Origin of the sequence: Halomonas sp. IOP_14 (genome assembly GCF_021021315.1) — a bacterium.
Classification (GTDB): domain Bacteria; phylum Pseudomonadota; class Gammaproteobacteria; order Pseudomonadales; family Halomonadaceae; genus Vreelandella; species Vreelandella titanicae.
Genome location: NZ_JAINWD010000021.1, coordinates 38,993 through 58,284, shown reverse-complemented (window position 1 = coordinate 58,284; position 19,292 = coordinate 38,993). Strand labels below are relative to the sequence as shown.

16 protein-coding genes are annotated in these 19,292 nt (G+C 54.6%); 5 read left to right on the top strand and 11 right to left on the bottom strand.

The window, feature by feature from the left end; all coding sequences use genetic code 11:
- The first annotated feature begins 14 nt into the window (after positions 1–14).
- Positions 15–1,472 (top strand): NAD-dependent succinate-semialdehyde dehydrogenase, encoded by a 1,458-nt coding sequence (locus K7H09_RS14915; protein WP_022523663.1) that lies wholly within the window; start codon positions 15–17, stop codon positions 1,470–1,472.
- 152 nt (positions 1,473–1,624) lie between these two features.
- On the opposite strand, the gene purH is transcribed toward K7H09_RS14915, so the two are convergent.
- The 8 genes from purH to ppa all read right to left on the bottom strand — a co-directional run bounded on the left by purH (position 1,625) and on the right by ppa (position 10,628).
- Complete coding sequence (gene purH / locus K7H09_RS14910; RefSeq protein WP_202606275.1) at positions 1,625–3,241, bottom strand: bifunctional phosphoribosylaminoimidazolecarboxamide formyltransferase/IMP cyclohydrolase; 1,617 nt, start codon at positions 3,239–3,241, stop codon at positions 1,625–1,627.
- 49 nt (positions 3,242–3,290) lie between these two features.
- Entirely contained in the window at positions 3,291–3,659 is a 369-nt protein-coding gene (gene fis / locus K7H09_RS14905) for a DNA-binding transcriptional regulator Fis (protein WP_022523661.1), read from the bottom strand.
- The gene (gene dusB / locus K7H09_RS14900) at positions 3,656–4,693 is read right to left on the bottom strand and encodes a tRNA dihydrouridine synthase DusB (RefSeq protein WP_230805068.1); all 1,038 of its coding nucleotides are present in this window, start codon (positions 4,691–4,693) and stop codon (positions 3,656–3,658) included. The genes fis and dusB overlap by 4 nt, the downstream gene beginning before the upstream one ends.
- Before the next feature lie 113 nt (positions 4,694–4,806).
- Positions 4,807–5,721: a 50S ribosomal protein L11 methyltransferase gene (gene prmA, locus K7H09_RS14895; RefSeq protein ID WP_230805066.1), complete on the bottom strand. Its 915-nt coding sequence runs from the start codon at positions 5,719–5,721 to the stop codon at positions 4,807–4,809.
- 128 nt (positions 5,722–5,849) lie between these two features.
- Positions 5,850–7,190 carry an acetyl-CoA carboxylase biotin carboxylase subunit gene (gene accC / locus K7H09_RS14890; protein WP_027959283.1) on the bottom strand — a complete coding sequence of 447 codons (1,341 nt, stop codon included), beginning with the start codon at positions 7,188–7,190 and terminating at the stop codon, positions 5,850–5,852.
- A gap of 31 nt (positions 7,191–7,221) precedes the next feature.
- Positions 7,222–7,698 carry an acetyl-CoA carboxylase biotin carboxyl carrier protein gene (gene accB, locus K7H09_RS14885; RefSeq protein ID WP_022523657.1) on the bottom strand — a complete coding sequence of 159 codons (477 nt, stop codon included), beginning with the start codon at positions 7,696–7,698 and terminating at the stop codon, positions 7,222–7,224.
- Positions 7,699–8,032: 334 nt separating this feature from the next.
- Positions 8,033–9,907: a protein-disulfide reductase DsbD gene (gene dsbD / locus K7H09_RS14880; RefSeq protein ID WP_230805064.1), complete on the bottom strand. Its 1,875-nt coding sequence runs from the start codon at positions 9,905–9,907 to the stop codon at positions 8,033–8,035.
- Positions 9,908–10,097: 190 nt separating this feature from the next.
- Positions 10,098–10,628, bottom strand: coding sequence for an inorganic diphosphatase (gene ppa, locus K7H09_RS14875; protein ID WP_022523655.1), 531 nt, complete (start codon positions 10,626–10,628; stop codon positions 10,098–10,100).
- A 283-nt stretch (positions 10,629–10,911) separates the two neighbouring features.
- On the opposite strand from ppa, the gene K7H09_RS14870 reads away from it, so the two are divergent.
- Positions 10,912–12,627: a bifunctional protein-serine/threonine kinase/phosphatase gene (locus tag K7H09_RS14870; protein WP_009286572.1), complete on the top strand. Its 1,716-nt coding sequence runs from the start codon at positions 10,912–10,914 to the stop codon at positions 12,625–12,627.
- A 186-nt stretch (positions 12,628–12,813) separates the two neighbouring features.
- Here K7H09_RS14870 and K7H09_RS14865 read toward each other — a convergent pair whose 3' ends face one another.
- Both K7H09_RS14865 and rnt read right to left on the bottom strand, forming a co-directional pair.
- Positions 12,814–14,073 carry a 6-phosphofructokinase gene (locus K7H09_RS14865; protein WP_009286573.1) on the bottom strand — a complete coding sequence of 420 codons (1,260 nt, stop codon included), beginning with the start codon at positions 14,071–14,073 and terminating at the stop codon, positions 12,814–12,816.
- Positions 14,074–14,241: 168 nt separating this feature from the next.
- The gene (rnt, locus tag K7H09_RS14860) at positions 14,242–14,910 is read right to left on the bottom strand and encodes a ribonuclease T (protein WP_230805062.1); all 669 of its coding nucleotides are present in this window, start codon (positions 14,908–14,910) and stop codon (positions 14,242–14,244) included.
- 271 nt (positions 14,911–15,181) lie between these two features.
- On the opposite strand from rnt, the gene K7H09_RS14855 reads away from it, so the two are divergent.
- The 3 genes from K7H09_RS14855 (at position 15,182) to K7H09_RS14845 (ending at position 17,989) form a co-directional block, all read left to right on the top strand.
- The gene (locus tag K7H09_RS14855) at positions 15,182–16,402 is read left to right on the top strand and encodes an argininosuccinate synthase (RefSeq protein WP_027959286.1); all 1,221 of its coding nucleotides are present in this window, start codon (positions 15,182–15,184) and stop codon (positions 16,400–16,402) included.
- A 75-nt stretch (positions 16,403–16,477) separates the two neighbouring features.
- Positions 16,478–16,807, top strand: a complete 330-nt coding sequence (locus tag K7H09_RS14850) for an HlyU family transcriptional regulator (RefSeq protein WP_022523652.1) — start codon at positions 16,478–16,480, stop codon at positions 16,805–16,807.
- A gap of 39 nt (positions 16,808–16,846) precedes the next feature.
- Complete coding sequence (locus tag K7H09_RS14845) at positions 16,847–17,989, top strand: DUF294 nucleotidyltransferase-like domain-containing protein (protein ID WP_027959287.1); 1,143 nt, start codon at positions 16,847–16,849, stop codon at positions 17,987–17,989.
- Positions 17,990–17,995: 6 nt separating this feature from the next.
- Here the strand turns inward: K7H09_RS14845 and K7H09_RS14840 are convergent, their stop codons facing one another.
- On the bottom strand, positions 17,996–19,222 hold the full coding sequence (locus K7H09_RS14840; RefSeq protein ID WP_230805060.1) for an EAL and HDOD domain-containing protein: 1,227 nt from the start codon (positions 19,220–19,222) through the stop codon (positions 17,996–17,998).
- Between the last annotated feature and the right edge of the window lie 70 nt (positions 19,223–19,292).

The window sequence follows — 19,292 nt, the reverse complement described above, 5'->3', positions numbered from 1 at the left end:
GTCAGGAGCCTGTCATGGAAGCGCTTAAAGAAACACAGCTATATTGCCCCTTTGCCTATATTGACGGCAGTTGGGTCGCGGCAGATAGCGGTGAGCAGATCACGGTATTGAATCCGGCCACCGGTGAAGCGATTGGCGATATACCTCGCTTGGGTAAAGCCGAAACCGAGCGGGCCATTGATGCGGCGGACGCTGCGCTACCGGCTTGGCGGGCGTTGACTGCTCAAGAACGCGCTGACTTGCTGATGAAGTGGCACGACCTGATGTTGGAGCATCAGCAGGATTTAGCCATGCTGATGACATTTGAGCAGGGCAAGCCACTTAAAGAAGCCGCGGGCGAAATTGCCTATGCAGCCAGCTTCTTACGCTGGTTTGCCGAAGAGGCGCGGCGCGTTTATGGCGAAACGATTCCCGCGGCTAACGCCAATCAACGCATTGTGGTTGCCAAGCAGCCAGTCGGTGTTGTTGGTGCGATCACGCCCTGGAATTTCCCTGCGGCGATGATTACCCGTAAAGCCGGGGCTGCATTGGCTGCTGGCTGCACGATAGTGGTGAAGCCCGCTAGCCAAACGCCGTTTTCCGCAACAGCCTTGGCGCTGTTGGCTGAGCGGGCAGGCATCCCACGCGGTGTCTTTAATGTGGTGCCAGGTAGCGCTAGCGATATTGCCCAAGCGATGACCCAATCTCCCAAAGTGCGCAAGATCACCTTTACGGGTTCGACTGAAGTGGGGCGCAAGCTGATGGCCCAAGCGGCGGAACATATCCAAAAAATATCGCTAGAGCTAGGCGGCAATGCGCCCTTTATCGTGTTTGAGGATGCCGATTTAGACGCCGCTGTGGAAGGCGCCATGGCAGCTAAATTCCGTAACGCCGGGCAAACCTGTGTCTGCACTAATCGCTTCCTGGTTCAGTCCAGTGTAATTAACGCCTTTTGTGAAAAGCTGGCTGTTGCCATGAACAGCGAGCTGCATGTGGGTGATGGCACCAAGCCCAATATTAATATTGGGCCGCTTATCGATGAAAATGCTGTTAAGAAAGTCAGTGAGCATGTGCAGGACGCCATTGATAATGGCGCTGAGCTGCTGTTAGGTGGGCATCCGCACCCGCTGGGGGGTAATTTCTTCACGCCTACGCTGATCAGTTTTGCCACTGACAAGATGAAGGTGGCCCACGAAGAGACCTTTGGCCCGCTAGCTGCTGTCTTCCCGTTTGATGATGAAGAGACCGCTATTGAGATGGCCAACGATACCCAGTATGGCCTGGCGTCTTATTTCTACTCCCGTGATCTTGCGCGCGTATGGCGTGTCGCAGAGGCGCTGGAGTACGGTATGGTGGGTATTAATACTGGCGCCATTTCTAACGCTGCTGCGCCCTTTGGGGGGGTAAAAGCCTCGGGCCTAGGCCGCGAAGGTGGTCATCAGGGCTTGGAAGAGTATCTGGAAACCAAGTATCTGTGTATTGATCTGGGCTGAAAGGCTCAATATTGGCTAGAAACTCGATATTGAGTCGATAGGCAGTGATTGATTAGCGTTTATTGATGATAGTAAGAAAGCCCCTTAGGCATGCTCCTATTAAAAGAGCGCCTAAGGGGCTTTGTGTTTCTAATCTGGGTTATTTAGCGGACTTAGTGGCGGAAGTGGCGCATACCGGTAAATACCATGGCAATGCCTGCTTCGTTGGCGGCGTCGATCACTTCCTGATCACGCATGGAACCACCGGGCTGAATAACCGCGGTAATACCTGCCGCTGCGGCAGCATCGATGCCGTCACGGAAAGGGAAGAAAGCATCAGACGCCATCACCGAGCCGGGAACCGAAAGGCCTTCGTCTGCGGCCTTGATGCCTGCAATTTTAGCCGAATAAACACGGCTCATTTGACCCGCGCCAACGCCCACCGTTTGGCCCTCTTTGGCATACACAATGGCGTTGGACTTAACGAATTTAGCTACCCGCCAAGCAAAAGCAAGGTCACGCAGTTCCTGCTCGCTGGGAGCGCGCTGACTGACCACGGTCAATTCGTCGCGGGTGACCATTCCGTCGTCACGTTCTTGCACCAGCAAGCCGCCGTTGACGCGCTTAAAGTCTAGTGCAGGCTGTTGCTCGCCGGGCCAGTGAGCGCTGACGTCCAGTAAGCGTACGTTTTGCTTATTAGCCACGATCGCGGCAGCTTCATCGCTGACGCCCGGGGCAATAATCACCTCGACAAACTGGCGGTCAATAATCGCCTGGGCGGTTTCGGCTTCCAGCGGCGTATTGAAGGCGATAATGCCGCCAAACGCGCTGGTAGGGTCGGTGGCAAAGGCTTTGTCGTAAGCTGCTAAGGCGGTTGCACCAATGGCGACGCCGCAAGGGTTGGCGTGCTTAACAATCACGCAGGCCGTCTCGCTAAACGCTTTTACGCATTCAAATGCAGCGTCGGTATCGGCGACGTTGTTATACGAGAGGGGTTTGCCCTGAAGCATTTTTGCTGTGGCAACGCTGGGTTCGCTTGCCTGGGGGTCAACGTAGAAAGCTGCCTTTTGGTGCGGGTTTTCGCCGTACCGCATATCCTGCTTTTTCTCGAGCTGCAGGTTAAAGGTGCGTGGGAACGCTTCATCAGCGGCATTGACCTTACGGCCTAGGTAGTCAGCAATCGCGCCGTCATAACCGGCGGTGTGCTCAAAGGCTTTAACCGCTAAGTCAAAGCGCGTAGCGCTACTGACCTGACCATCTTGGGCGGCCAGCTCGCCCAGCACTCGCGCGTAGTCACTGCTATTGACGACGATCGTGGTGTAGGCGTGATTTTTGGCGCAGGCGCGAACCATGGTGGGGCCGCCGATATCGATATTCTCGATAGCATCTTCAAGTGTGCAGTCGGGCTTGGCTACCGTGGCGGCAAAGGGGTAGAGATTGACCACCACCATGTCGATCGGCGTAATATCGTTCTCAGCCATGACCGCATCATCCTGGCCGCGACGAGCCAAGATGCCGCCGTGAATTTTCGGGTGCAGCGTTTTAACGCGGCCATCCATGATTTCGGGGAAGCCTGTGTGCTCAGACACTTCTTTCACGGCAATAGCATTTTCTTGCAGTAGACGGAAGGTGCCACCAGTGGAGAGGAGTTCAACACCGTGCTCAGTGAGGCCCCGAGCAAATTCCACAATGCCGGTTTTATCAGAAACGCTCAGCAGGGCGCGGCGGACGGGAGTGGCGTTGCTGTCAGTCAGGGAAGGATTATCAGCCATGAGAGGGGTATCAGCCATTAGAGTGCTCGTGTGCAGAGTCGAGAATTAAAAACAACAACGCCCCTGGTTATGGGGCGTCACCTTCGATAAGTCCGTATAGCTTGAGTTTTTTGCGCAGGGTGCCACGGTTTAGCCCTAGCGCATCGGCGGCACGGGTCTGATTGCCGTCGGTGTGCTCCAAGACGCAGGCAAGTAAAGGCGCCTCAACTTCGGCCATCACCATGGCGTATAGATCGGTCGCCTGGCTGCCATCTAAATGTTCAAAGTAGCGTCGCATGGCCGTTTCCACTGCCTCCCGAAGCGGCTGCGGCGGTGAGTTGGCTGCAGGATCCGCTAGCGTGCCTGCTAAATGGGAGTAACTATCGCTGGAGCCGACATCATTGGAATAGCTATCGCTTGAATAGGTGTCGCTAGAGAGAAGATCGCGTTCGGTCATGCAGCATGGTTTCCTTTGGCTAGCAAACGCGAGGCGGCGCCGGGGGCCATCGCGTCGTTGATCCAATCAAATTGCGTTTCAGGTGACGCTAACGCATTGAACTGCTGCTTAAGCGCGCGCTGTTGGGGCGGCGTAAAGCGTTGGTCATCGCTGAGGTACCAGCCGACATGCTTGCGCGCGATACGTACACCCATGGTGGTGCCATAAAACTCATGCAGCGCTTCAACGTGCCCGTGGAGCACTTGGTGACGCTCCGAAAGACTTGGCAGTGCCATCCGCTCTCCATGCTGGAGGTAGTGGCTGATCTGTTGAAATATCCATGGGTTGCCCTGCGCAGCGCGGCCTACCATCACGGCATCAGCGCCGGTATAAGCGAGTACCTCGGCGGCTTTTTCCGGACTTGTTATGTCGCCGTTGGCAATCACCGGGATCGATAGGTGAGACTTAATCTCGGCAATTGTGTCGTACTCTGCTTTTCCAGTATAGCGCTGCTGGCGATGACGGCCATGTATCGCTAACGATTGAATGCCGGCTGACTCGGCGAGCCGGGCAATGCGCAGGGCGTTGTTGGATTCGGCACACCAGCCCGTGCGTATTTTTAGCGTCACGGGTATATCAACTGCTGCCACTACTGCATCGAGAATTTCGGCCACCAAGGCTTCATCTCGAAGGAGCGCCGACCCTGCCGCCTTGTTACATACTTTTTTAGCCGGGCAGCCCATATTGATATCGATAATCTGGGCGCCTAACTCGGCATTCAAGCGCGCTGCCTGGGCGAGCATTTCAGCGTCGCCTCCGGCAATTTGCACCACTCTCGGGTCAGGTTCACCGCGGTGATCCATGCGCAGCTGCGATTTACGAGTATGCCACAAACTAGGGTCTGAAGTGACCATTTCGCCCACTACCCAGCCAGCCCCAAGCCGCCGGCATAGCTGGCGAAAAGGTCGGTCAGTGACGCCAGCCATGGGTGCAAGCATTACTCGATTAGGTAATGCAAACGGGCCAATGCTGGCAGGTAGTGTGGTTAACGTCATGGCGTCAGACTTTGTTGGTTTTAAGCTATGGGTGCAGTGCTAACGGCGAGTAGGCGTTTCAAGGAGGCGTATGATACGCCTACTCGGTGGTGGGGTGAAGGCCAATTGCCGCTTTAACGTGGACGCAAGCCACTAAGCCGCACCCAGCCTTCGCGAATCACCGGTTCATCCATAGCAATGCCTTGCGCTGCATAGGCCTCGTAAACCTCATTGGCCTGGTTTGCCAACACCCCCGATAGCGCAATGCGCCCACCTGGCGCCACGTGCCCGGCAATCATTGGCGCTAGTTCGACCAGCGGCCCCGCTAAAATATTGGCGGTTACGATAGGATAGTCACCGCCGTCGCTTAACTGCTCAGGGTAGTAGAGGTTTAGGTTCGACTCGGCAATACCATTCCGTTCGGCGTTGTCTCGGCTGGCCTGCAGCGCCTGGGGATCAATGTCGGTGGCGTCGGCGTGGCTAGCGCCCAGTTTGAGCGCGGCGATAGCGAGAATGCCAGAACCGCAGCCCACATCCAGTACGGTTTGCTGAGCTAGGTGACCGGTTACGGCCAGCTCATCCAGCCACTCAAGACACAGCGCTGTGGTGGGGTGCGTACCGGTACCAAAGGCGAGGCCCGGGTCGAGTATCAGGTTAACGGCGTCGGCCTCGGGTGGTTCGTGCCAGCTGGGTACAATCCACAGGCGTTGACCCATGCGCAGCGGCGTGAAGTCATCCATCCACTCGCGCTCCCAATCTCGATCAGCGAGCAGCTCATACTTGATGGTCGGGCAGGGCTCACCAGGCATCTGCTCTGACCAGGCGGCCTCGATACGCTCCAGCATGCTCTCGACCCCCTCCAGGTCATCGTATAAGCCGGTAAGGATGGTATCTTCCCACAGCGGTGTGGTGCCACGCTCTGGCTCAAATACCGGATCATCGTGGGCATCCTGAAGACCAATAGCCGTTGCGCCTTCGTCAAGCAGTAGTTCTTCTAGGAACTCTGCCTGTTCGGGGGCGACGTGGGCTTTGAGTTGAAGCCAGGGCATGGAGGTTCTCCGCAAGGCGAATTAAAGATAAATACAGTACAGACACATGGAGTAAAGACAAGGACGGGGTGGACATGGCCACCCCGCTGGGTATCACACAGTGCGCTGGAAAGCGCTTGGCTGCTGCATTAGCTGCCGAGTTTCTTTTCCAGGTAGTGAATGTTGACACCGCCTTGACGGAAGTAGCTGTCGCGAACCAAATCCTTTTGTAAGTCGATATTGGTTTTAATGCCTTCCACCAGCAGCTCGTCGAGGGCGTTACGCATCCGTGTCAGGGCTATTTCACGATCCGCGCCCCAACTGATCAGCTTGCCGATCAGAGAGTCATAGTGCGGCGGCACGGTGTAGCCGGTATAGAGATGGGAATCCATCCGCACGCCGAGGCCACCGGGTGCGTGAAACAGCGTTACCTTGCCGGGAGACGGCATAAAGGTGCGCGAGTCTTCGGCGTTAATACGGCATTCGAAGGAGTGGCCGTTGAGCTGCACATCTTCCTGGCGAATCGACAGCGGCAGGCCTGAGGCAATACGCAGCTGCTCTTTGACGATATCCACGCCAGTGACCATTTCGGTGACCGGGTGCTCGACCTGAACGCGGGTATTCATCTCGATGAAGAAGTATTCACCGTCTTCATACAAGAATTCGAAGGTGCCCGCACCACGGTAGTTGATCTTGATACATGCCTGGCGGCACGCTTCAAGCACCTGAGCACGGGCGTCTGGGTCAAGACCTGGCGCCGGGGCTTCTTCAAGCACTTTCTGGTGACGACGTTGCAGCGAGCAGTCGCGGTCATAAAGATGGATCGCGTTACCCTGGCCGTCGGCTAATACTTGTACTTCCACGTGGCGCGGCTTCTCAAGGAATTTTTCCATGTAGACCGTGCCGTCACCGAAGGCGGCGTGGGCTTCAGTGCGAGTAACGGTAATCGCTGAAAGCAGATGGCCTTCAGTGTGCACCACGCGCATACCACGACCGCCGCCGCCAGAGGCAGCCTTAATGATCACCGGGTAGCCAATGCGACGTGCCGTGGCGAGATTCGTTGCGTCATCATCACCCAAGGGACCGTCTGAGCCTGGCACCGTGGGAACGCCCGCTTCCTTCATCGACTGGATGGCGCTGACTTTGTCGCCCATCAGACGAATCGTCTCGGCGCGGGGGCCAATAAAGGTAAAGCCTGAGCGCTCAACCTGTTCAGCAAAGTTGGCGTTTTCAGACAAAAAGCCATAGCCGGGGTGAATGGCGGTCGAGTCGGTGACTTCGGCTGCACTAATTAGGGCCGGAATGTTTAAGTAAGACTGCGCTGACGATGCCGGGCCAATACACACGGCTTCATCCGCCAGGCGAACGTGCATCAGTTCACGATCAGCTTTGGAGTGTACCGCTACGGTTTTGATGCCGAGTTCTTTACAGGCCCGTAGGATACGGAGGGCAATCTCGCCGCGGTTGGCGATAAGTACCTTGTCCAGCATGGGAGAGTCCACCCGTGTTGAAAATGAAAGATTAAGCGATAACGATCATGGGTTGATCGAATTCTACAGGCTCGCCATCTTCCACCAGGATGGCTTCCACTACACCGTCACGGTCAGCTTCAATCTGGTTCATCATTTTCATGGCTTCAATGATGCATACAGTGTCACCTTGTTTGACGCTATCGCCGACTTCCACAAACGATTTGGCGCCCGGCGCTGGGCTGCGGTAGAAGGTGCCTACCATGGGAGAGTTGACTGCCTCGCCACGGTAGCTTGCGCCCTGAGGCTCTGCTTCAGCAGCCGGTGCTGATGCTGGAGCGCCCGCTGCGGGGGGAGCAGGCGCATAGCCAGGTTGCTGCGCATATTGCGGCATCGGCTGTGGCTGCCACGAAGCGCCATTAGGGTGACGGCTGATGCGGACTGACTCTTCGCCTTCCTGAATTTCAATCTCGCTAATATTGGACTCTTCGAGTAGCTCAATCAGTTTCTTAACTTTGCGGATATCCATGGCATAGCCCCATCAATGTCATAAAAGGTAGTCACAAAGCGCGCGAGCATAAGTGCAGGAAGCTCTTTATGGCGCGTACGTTGCGCAGTAAACCAAATTTAAAAATGAAGAGAACGCTGCATGTTAGCGAACGTTACCCCGTTCTCACCGTTAAAAAAGCAAGTTTTTAGCTAATATGGGAGCGGAGTTTGCCGAAAAAGTGCCAGGATGTCCAGCAACTGCCTACGCCAACGTCCAAGCCATCATGTAGTTAAGAATTAAACAACTGTTTGACGATGTTCGCGTCAGAAAGCGGCTTTAGTGCCTCAATGAGTAGCCAGCATAGGGTTTGAGCTTAGCTATTTGCTAGCCACTGGCTAACTGACTCCAGATGTTCGCGCAACTGATCGGCGGTCACTTCGCCTTGAATGCGTGCATCGCGAATCTCCTCACCCTGGCTGAAAAAGAGCAGGCTGGGTGGGCCGAAAAGATTATATTGGTTGAGCAACTCACGACTTTGAGAGTCCGTGCGGGTGACGTCGGCGGCGATCAAGGTGTAATCATTAAGCGCTGCGACGACCTGCGGGTCGGGGTAAACATCCCGCTCCAGCAGCTTGCACGAAATACACCAGTCGGCGGTAAAGTGGACAAAGACGGGCTGGTTGGCGTCTTCAGCTTGTGCAATAGCCGCTTCAAGCTCAGTTAAGCTGTTGACCTCGATGAAGTCGAGTGCTTCTGCCTGAGGTTCGCCGGAAATGCTGGAGGTTGCCGCAAGGGGGCGCAAGGGGTTACTACCCCCCTGAGCGGCGCCAATCACCAACACTATCCCCCAAGCTAGCAGCATAAGCCCCAGCGTTTGGCGTGCCCGCGGCCACCCCTGCGGCTGATTGAAATTCAGCGCCCCAAGTGCCAGTGCCGTGCCGATCGCAAGGGCTGCCCATAGCAGCAGCGCAATAGGCGCGGACACTAAACGCTCGACCATCCAAATCGCTACGCCCAACAGTAAAAGGCCAAAGGCAATTTTTACGCCGTTCATCCAGGCGCCGGAACGGGGCAGCAGCGTGGCGCCAAAGGTACCGACCAAAAGCAGTGGCACGCCCATGCCCATGCCCAGCGCAAACAGCACCGCGCCGCCCATCGCGGCATCCCCTGTTGAAGAGATAAACACCAGCGCGCCGGCCAAAGGCGCCGTTACACAGGGCGATACCACCAATACCGAGAGGGCGCCAGCCAGCGCTAGGCCGGCCGGGCCACTGCGCTGAGCGCGTGCCTGCCAAGCGTCAACACGGTTGGCTAAACGAGGCGACAGATTGAGGTTAAATGCCCCAAACATGGCCAGGGCAAAGAGCGTGAAGAGTACTGCAAAGATGATCAATACCGGTGCTGACTGCAGTCGCGCCTGAAGATTAAGCCCGGCGCCAAACAACCCCATTAACACCCCGACCAGGGCATAGGTCAGCGCCATGCCGAGCACATAGCTTAACGAAAGGGCAAAGGCGCGGGGGCGTGTGGGGTTCTGGCCAACCACGATCGATGACAAGATTGGAATCATCGGCAGCACGCAGGGGGTAAAGGTAAGCCCCAGGCCGGCAATAAAAAACAGCCCCAGTGCCAGTGGTAGGCTAGCATCGCTAATCAAAGCGCTAAAGCGGCTATCTTCGCTTTTGGGGGCGGCGAAACCATTCTGTTCAGAGGTGTTAGCGGCTGAAGTGTTGGCTGCTGGACTGGATGCCGTACTATCGGCTTGCCAATCGGCAAACTGGCTGGGGGGTTGGGTTTCGCTGGCCTCTAGGGTTGTTTGCTCTGGAGGGTAGCAGAGCCCGGCATCTGCGCAGCCTTGAAAGGTCAGGGCAATATTGAGCGGGCCTGAGTAGGGTGCTTCCAGCGGTACTTCAAACACTACCTGATCGCGGAACACATACACATCGCCCATAAACTCATCGTTGGTAAAGATGCCTTGGGGGATAATGGGGTCGCCGAGACTGACATCCTCAGTTTGGCTGACTACCGCGAACTGGTGGCGATATAGGTAGTACTCACCTGCGATATCCATGCCGATATAGAGCGTATCGCCATCATGCCAAGCAGTCGGCTGAAAGGCTTCCATAACCGGCAAAAATTCATCTTGGTTGCTAGACGATGAAAACCATTGGGCGTTTGCACTTAGCGGTAGCAAGCCAAGAAAGAAAATCAATAATGTAAACAGGCTCAGGCGTTTAAGAGATAACACGGTGCGTCCTTAATCAATGGCATCGCAATGAAAGGCGAACAGCATACCGCAACCTTAAGTCCCTGGCGTATACGCTGCGGTGACGTGACGCGGCCGTTAATAATGCGTTAATCCTGCGCATATAAAAAGACCGCCCAGAAGGCGGCCTCTTATCCCATTGGCGGCGGAGAAATACACCGCAAGGAGATTTTTACGCTTTTTGATAGGCGGTTACGGACTTTTCAATCGCCTTACGCGCAGCGTCAGCACCTTCCCATGACTCAACCTTTACCCATTTGCCTTTCTCGAGATCTTTGTAGTTCTCAAAGAAGTGAGCAATTTGCTGGCGCAGTAGCTCAGGCAGGTCGGTAACTTCGTGGACATCGTCGTAGAGCGAGCTTAGCTTGGCATGGGGTACGCAGATCAACTTGGCATCTTCACCGGCTTCGTCGGTCATGTTCAGAATGCCTACCGGGCGCGCGCGAATAATGCTGCCAGGTTGAACCGGGTGCGGGGTAACCACCAAGGCGTCCAGCGCATCGCCATCGTCGGCGAGGGTATGCGGGATAAAGCCGTAATTGGCGGGGTAGAACATGGGAGTGGCCATAAAGCGGTCAACGAGTAGCGCGCCCATGTCCTTATCAATTTCATATTTGATCGGGTCGTGGTTGGCTGGAATTTCGATCACCACGTAAACGTCGTTGGGGAGATCCTTTCCAGCAGGGATATTATCGAAGTTCATCGTTGATTCCTTGGTAGTGCTGTGGCTAGAGTCGTGCCGTGGTTAGGCAAACGTGTCAGAGTCGTTTATGGCGGAGAATTATACGAACATGACTGCACGATTACCAATGCGACATAGGTTGCTCGTGGGTGATCATTCATATGTCCTGCTATTTGGACGAATACGATAGAGACGTTTGGTGGGCATCGTTTCTGTTCCGCTGCGTGTATCATAGCCAGAGTTTATCAATAGTGTTGGTTGGCAGTGATGTCCCTCGATCGAGTCGGCAGCCTAGGAGGATGACTTGTCGCACGCCCAGTTGCTCATTAGTTATGGTCAAGCGTTTGTCGCGCCCGATCGGCGCCTGCATCGCAGCTCAATGTCAGTTCGCTTTCCTGAAGCGCCGCTGCTTCGCGCCAAAGGCGGCTGTGCGGTGATCAGCGACTCCATTTCACGCAATACCATGGCCAAACAGGCCGGTGATATCAGCGTGCGCGGCTTCCTGGCCGATTACTTCTCCACCCCTGATCACTGGGACGTAAAAACCTCTGCCACCCGCGTACTGCGCGCGCTTAATAGCTGGTGCTACAGCCAAAGCCAGCATGTGAAAGAGGGGAGTTTTGTTTCATCCATGTCGGCGATGGTGTTTCGTGGCCGTGAAGCCCACCTGTTCCATATGGGGGATACGCTGGTCTTTCGCTTACGGGGTGCCGAGTTTGAACAGCTAAGCCGCGACCATGTGACTGATTTAGGCGGCTATCGTTACCCTTCACGGGCACTGGGTCTGGATGGCAGTGTCGATATCGATTACACCCACATTGCGCTTAAGCAGGGCGATCTGTTCCTGTTTACTACCCAGGGCGTGCGCGGCACGCTGCTACCTTCCGACTATGTGCGCTTGATTCGCCAGGATGCCAGTGATCTGGATGCCGCCTGCGAGCGGCTAGCTGATGAGGCGAAGCAGCGCGCCCAGGAGCGTGGCTATGGCGGTGATCAGTTCTGCTTTCAGCTGGTACGTATCGATGAATTACCCGATGAGGTCGCCGAGCACCCGGGGCAGCTCTACGGTGATCTACCCATTCCCCCTGAGCTGGCGCCGGGTGAGCGTTTAGATGGCCTGGAGGTTCTCGCCGTGCTATCGCGAACGGCGCAGTCGCGGGTGTACCGTGTCCGTGATGTGCATAGCGAACGGGAAATGGTCATGAAAGCGCCCAGCCCCGAGCTCTCGTTGCGCAATGCCTATCTTGAGCACTTTCTGCTCCAGCAGTGGGTAGTGGAGCGGGTTAACTCGCCCTTTGTGGTTAAGGTGATGGAGCCATCTCGGCCACGACGCTACCTCTATTATCTGATGCAGCATATTGAAGGCGAGACGCTGCGACAGTGGGCAGAGCGCCATCCTCAAGCCAGCTTGACCCAGCGCCTGGACATTGCCAATCAGTTGGGTAAAGCGGTGCAAGCGCTGCATCATCGGGACATTATTCATCAGCAGATCAATCCCGATAATATTTTGATCGACCCACATGGCAAGCTCGTGCTCACCGATTTTAGTGCCTGCCATATGCGTGATGGGGAAGGGCATCGCCACTCAGGTGAGTTGCTCAGGCAGATTGGCTTTAACGAACACAGCGCACCTGAGTATGCCTTGGGCGACAGCATCGGTCGGCGTAGTGATCAGTACTCGCTAGCCTCCACTACTTACTGGCTTTTGACCGGCGCGTTACCTTACACACTGACACCCAACAGGCTGCGCAGCCATACCGACCTCGAAGAGTTGACCTATCGTAGTGCGCGAACAACCAATCCTGAAATCTCCCAGGAATTAGACGATGCACTACGCCGCGCCTTGGATCCACAAAGGGCGTTGCGGTTTAGGCGTATGTCTGAGTTTTTGCATGCGCTTAGGGTGCCGCTCGGGCGGCTGCCCAATCGGGAAGAGAGCCGCCAGGAGCCGCGGCGTTTCTGGCAGGGTGTGGCGGGAATTCTGTTATTGCTGTTAGTGCTTTCCTGGTTGCTACGCTAACTCCAAGTAGTAAAGGTGGATAAATAAGATTATGTCATTGCGAGGAGCGAAGCGACGCGGGAATCTAAGTGTATTGTGGCAGCCAACCCCGAGATTGCTTCACTGCGTTCGCAATGACATAAGGGTAGGTCATTGCGAGGAGTGAAGCGACGAAGCAATCTCAGTTCGCAATGACCGGTGATCCGTTTACAGCGTAAAAATGGGCAACTTGCGTTCTGCTTTGGCCAGTTTCAGTTTGGCGACTTTGGGTAGGCCATTCTCGAACGGTGGGAAGTCCTCGCCCTGAATCAGCGGTGAGAGATAGTCCCGGCAGGTCTGGGTAATGGCAAAACCGTTTTCGCTGATAAAGTCCCGGGGCATAAACTTCTCTTGGTTGGCCACCTGGGAGAGCGGGGCAGAGATCACATCCCACTGGTAGGGCGCCTGAGAGATGCGGCGAATGGCGGGCATCATGGCGTTTTTACCCGCCAGCGCCAAGGTTACCGCTTCGCGACCCACCGCATAGGCTTGTTCAACGTCGGTTTTAGACGCCAGGTGACGCGCCGCGCGCTGCAGATAGTCGGCCACTGCCCAGTGATACTTGTAGCCCAAATCCTGCTTGATCATACCGGCAAGTGTTGGTGCCACGCCGCCAAGCTGGCGGTGGCCGAACGCATCGGTGTTACCTGCATCGGCCAGGAAAGTGCCATCTTCGTAGCGAGCGCCTTCAGAGACCACAATAACGCAGTAGCCATACTGTTTAACGCTCTCTTCAACCCGTGCCATGGCCGCTTTACGGTTAAAGGGGATTTCCGGGAAGATAATCATATGCGGCGGCTCGCCTTCGGCTTCGCCTGCTAAACCACCTGCGGCGGCAATCCAGCCCGCGTGGCGGCCCATCACTTCGAGCACAAATACCTTGGTGGAGGTAGCGCACATGGAGGCGATATCCAGCGATGCCTCCAGCGTTGAGGTGGCAATATACTTGGCTACGCTGCCAAAGCCCGGGCTGTTATCGGTAATCGGCAAGTCGTTATCGACGGTTTTAGGCACGTGGATAGCGGTCAGCGGATAGCCCAGCTTCTCGGAAAGTTGAGAGACCTTTAAGCAGGTGTCGGCGCTATCGCCGCCGCCGTTATAGAAAAAGTAGCGAATATCGTGGGCTTTGAAGACTTCGATCAAGCGCTCGTACTGGGCACGGTGGGTGTCGATGTCTTTGAGCTTATAGCGGCAGGAGCCAAAAGCGCCGCCCGGCGTATGGCGCAGTGCGGCAATGGCCTCATCACTCTCCTGGGTAACGTCGATAAGGTCTTCCGTTAAGGCACCGATAATGCCGTTATGACCGGCGTAAACCTTGCCTATTTGATCGGGGGCTTGACGGCAGGCTTCGATAACGCCGCAGGCGCTGGCGTTGATCACGGCGGTGACGCCACCTGATTGGGCGTAAAAGGCATTATGCTGGGCCATGGAAACGTCTCATCTCCTAAAAACGGATAGTTTTAATCGATATATTTATCACCGCCAAATACCCGCTACCCGGCATTGTCGGTTCTAAACCAGATTGCTGTAATGGGGCGAAGTTTAGCGTAAAGCCTGGCTCTCTGCATTAGCGGCTACGCTGTTGACGGCGAGGTGTTAATCCGCACCGTCCATCTCTTGCTCGCGCTGGGCAAGCTGCCAGCCACCCAGGTCTTTATAGCGATTAACCATCGCGCAAAACAGTTCGGCAGTGCGCTCGGTGTCATAACGAGCGGAGTGAGCGGCTTTGTTGTCAAACTCAATGCCCGCGGCACGACAGGCCCGGGCAAGCACCGTTTGACCATAGACCAGGCCTGCAAGGGTGGCGGTATCAAAGCTTGAGAACGGGTGAAAAGGATTGCGCTTAATGCCGCAGCGATTGACCGCCGCATTCAAGAAGCCCTGGTCGAACGCCGCATTATGGCCGACTAAAATAGCGCGCGTGCAGTCGTGGGCTTTGATCGATTTACGAATCGGGCGGAAAATTTCGCCCAGCGCTTCAGACTCGCTCAGCGCCACCTGGCGACGCAGGGGGTCGTCCAGGTTGATACCGGTAAAATCGAGCGCAGACTGCTCTACATTCGCCCCTTCAACGGGCTGAATGTGGTAGGCATAGGTGGCATCAGGAAGCAGGTTGCCCTCCGGATCCATGGTCAGCGTGACGGCGGCTATCTCGAGTACAGCGTCGCCTTGGGCATTAAATCCCCCGGTTTCTAAATCAACGACCACAGGCAGGTAACTGCGAAAACGTTGGGCCATTAATTCGCGGGCAATAGCCTCGCTCATGCAGCTCTCCTTGGTTTAAAGCGAGTAATAGTAAAGCGAGTCATCAGTCAACATCAGCGGCAAACCACCGCTTTGAATGGGGAGATTCTAGCAGCTTTAGCCCCCAGGCGTCGTTGACGGTATTCGCTGGGCATTGAGAACGCTATACTCAACGTCAGTCTCAACGGTTTACTCCAACGAGCTATCAAATACGAGCTATCACATTCGCCAGGCGCTAGTGGCAAGTGTAGTTTTTACTAATGAATATCTTATGGTCAACGAGGAGCAAAGAATGTCCGATGTCAAAAAGGTTGTGCTGGCATATTCAGGCGGCCTGGACACATCCGTTATCGTTAAGTGGTTGCAAGAAACCTACAACTGCGAGGTAGTGACCTTTACTGCCGACATCGGTCAGGGCGAAGAAGTCGAACCGGCGCGAACTAAAGCGCAAGCGCTTGGCGTGAAAGAGATTTACATCGAAGACTTGCGTGAAGAGTTCGTGCGTGACTACGTCTACCCGATGTTCCGCGCCAATACTATCTATGAGGGCGAGTACCTGCTGGGTACCTCTATCGCTCGTCCGCTGATTGCCAAGCGGTTGATCGAAATTGCCAATGAAACGGGGGCTGACGCTATTTCCCATGGTGCTACGGGTAAAGGCAACGACCAGGTGCGTTTCGAACTTGGCGGCTATGCCCTGAAGCCCGGCGTAAAAGTGATCGCCCCTTGGCGGGAGTGGGATTTAACTTCCCGCGAAAAGCTAATGGCGTATTGCGAAGAGCATAAAATTCCGGTCGATTTTTCTAATAAAAAGAAAAAATCGCCCTACTCAATGGATGCCAACCTGCTGCACATCTCCTATGAGGGCGGCATTTTGGAAGATCCCTGGGCCGAAGCTGAAGACGATATGTGGCGCTGGAGTGTCTCTCCTGAAGCCGCGCCCGACCAGCCCACCTATGTTGAGCTGACGTTTGAAAAGGGCGATATCGTGGCCATCGACGGCGAGCCGTTGAAAGCCCATGAAGTGCTCGAAAAGCTCAACAAACTGGGTGGCGACAACGGTATTGGCCGTTTGGATATTGTTGAAAACCGCTACGTGGGCATGAAATCTCGTGGCTGTTATGAAACGCCAGGGGGCACTATTATGTTGCGTGCTCACCGTGCCATTGAGTCGCTCACCCTAGACCGCGAAGAAGCCCACCTAAAAGATCAGTTGATGCCGAAGTACGCAGAAGTGATCTACAACGGTTACTGGTGGAGCCCTGAGCGTCGCATGCTGCAGGCGGCCATTGACGAGACCCAAAAGAATGTAGCGGGTGTCGTGCGTATGAAGCTCTACAAAGGCAGCGCTACCGTAGTGGGCCGCAAGTCCGATGAGTCGCTGTTTGATGAATCAATCGCTACCTTTGAAGATGATGCTGGCGCTTACAATCAGAAAGATGCCGAAGGCTTTATTAAGCTAAACGCGCTGCGTTTGCGCATTGCCGCAGGCAAGGGTCGTAAGCAGAGCTAATTAAGCGCTGATAAAAGCAGCTTATATCTTGCAGGGTGGCCATCTCCTTGCCGCCCTGCAAGCAAAGGAGCCATTATGCTTAAGAAATTATTTTCCGGTCTCTTCGGTAGTGATCGTCAGGCTGAGCCAGGTGCTACCACCAAAGCTGCTGAGCCGGTGGAATACAAAGGTTACGAGATTGTCTCTCAGCCAGACAATCAGAGCGGTCAGTACCGCGTCAGTGGCTGGATTCGCAAGGCCGACGCCAGTGGTGAAACTCTTGAGCACCGCTTTGAGCGTTCCGATATGCTCCCAGGGCGAGAGGCCTGTGATGCCATGATGATCACCAAAGCGCAACGCTATATTGATGAAGTAGGTGAAGCGATGTTCGAGCCAGACCCGCGCAGGGCAGGCGAGGGCGAGTAGCAACAACGCCATCATATCATTCTAGTAAAGGAGAGGCGTATGCGTTTAGTACACCAAGCCTCACCCTGGCGCTCTCTGTTCCATGAGGATGGAACGCTTAATGCCTCGGCGCTTAATGCGCCGTTAGATCATCTCTTCTCGAAACTCTTCTCTACATTCCCCTTGCCGCAAACCTCATTAGCTGATGTCTATGCGTGGCAACTGCCGCTGGTCGAAACGTTGGTGCATTATGATTTACCCGCCTGGCGTATTAGCCAAATCATCAGCGACCACAATGCTTTACTTTATCGTCAGGCTATTGCGCAATCCCTGGACGAAATGCAGGCGCAGGGGTGGGGCGCTCCGCCAGTCGACTACTGCATACTGCTACTAGGTTCCGCGGCGCGTTTTGAGAGCCTGCTAGGCCCCGACCAGGATAATGCGCTGATTATTGACGATTATCCTGACCATCGCCACGTAGAGATCGACGGCTACTTTCAAGCGCTGGGTGAGCGGTTTACCCAGCGCCTGGATGAGGCCGGTATTCCGCTCTGCAATGGCCATGTCATGGCGCGATGGCCGATGTGGCGCAAACGGCTGAGTGAGTGGCACGCGCAGCTAGACATTTGGAGCGCTGATCGCCGGGTAAAGCGCGTACAACAGACTAATATCTTACTCGATTTTGCCCCGATCGCTGGTAATCCGGCGCTTGCTAAGCAGTTGGGTGAGAGCATCGCTTCGACACTTCCCAAAGCGCCACTGTTTATGGATGAAATGGCGGCGCTACTGGATGAGTTGCCGGTGGCGCTGGATCGCTTTGGGCGGCTTGCCTCAAGCCCGGGCCTGGATGCCCCTCACGAACAAGCCCTTAATCTTAAGCATCAAGGCTTGTTGCCGTTGATTAGCGCTGCACGCTTACTCTGCTTGCGGTACGGGCTGCGCGATATACCCACACGCGAGCGATTGATCGCGCTAAGCCATGCAACGGATGCGCTAACGTCGGCTGAATCGGCGTTGCTTGTAGCCGCTTTTGAGCGACTGCAGCAGCGCCTATTGGATCAGCAGCGGTATAACAAAGCTCGCGGTCAGGCTGCAGATGGCTGGGTTGACCTGCGGCGCCTGCGCGAAGACGAGCGATTACTGCTGAAGTTTGATCTACAGCAGATTAAACGTTTGAGTGCTAGCGCTCAAAGCAGCGTATAAAATAAATCAGCTAGCGTCGGTATAAACAAGCGAGCGCGCTTTAGAAGCCGCTTGGAGCATGACGTCGGATGGAAAATCTAGAGGAGAAAATTGACTCTCTGCGGCCTCCACATCATTAAGTAACTTACCTAATGAGCCTATACGCTGATTGATAGCATCTTCAATAAAGCGCCCAAGCCTGATTTCATTCTTCATGAGTTCGGCACTAATCCCCAGGATGGTAGGCATTAGCGAGAATAAACCCGCGATAAAGCTTTCCTGTTCATCGAGTCTACGTTGGTCGGCCATCATTTCACATGCAAATGCCCGGGTTAACCCTTTGATAAGGTTAAGTTTGCTCACAGGGCTGTTGTTAGCGAGCATAACAATGGTAACCAGGGTACGTAGCTCCCTCAGCCCTATAATATGTAAACAATCAATCAGTTTCGTCGTGGGACGACGTGAGCCCTTCTCCGCGGAGTTTGCGCGCTTGAATATTGCGCTCAGTAAGTAAGGATCCCTAGCCACTAACGTACTGATTTCAGAGAGACGCACATTGTCACTATACAGTGCGGAAAGTAGCTGCATTTGATTGGCGCGTGACGTTGAGAGACGAGCTGTTTGAGTTAGTTGGGTTTTGGGGCGCTCATAAAAATAGCCCTGGAAAAGAGTAAAACCTAGCGCTTTACACTGCTTGAACTCTTCCTGTGTCTCAACTCGTTCAGCCAGAAGCGTAATCCCTTCTTTGTGTAGCTTTTTTATTAGTTTTTTAGGTAAGTCGTTGGATATGTCAAATTTGACGATGTCGCAGAAGGGCAGAAATGCATGGTTATGTTCATCTAGGATAAAATCATCTAACGCTAATTTATACCCTTGGCTTTTAATGTAGTGCAAGGCATCAATAACTTCTTTAGTAGGCGAAGTATCCTCGAGAACCTCAATGACTATTTGTTGACTAGGTAGCCCAGTCAGGTCTGGATTGGTGAGCCAGTCTGCAGAAGCATTAATAAACAGCTGGCGTGTGCCGCAAAGTTTATCCAGGCCAATTTCATAGACAGCAATAGCACATGCTCTGGCGGTGGCTTGGACATTATCAAAAACGTTAGCAGTCTGATTCGTTTCATTAGCCCGATAAAGAAGTTCATCGGCGACATGACGTAGCTGAGCATCCACTATTGGCTGGATCGCAATAGTGTACTCATTTGTGTTCGCTTTTTGAGGAAGGTGACACTCATTTTTCATCGGCTCATCCACGACATGCTTCTTTAGGCGAAAGTAGAACTCTGGAGTAAAGAATAACTTAGTTTTAGTGAGCAAGGCTAGC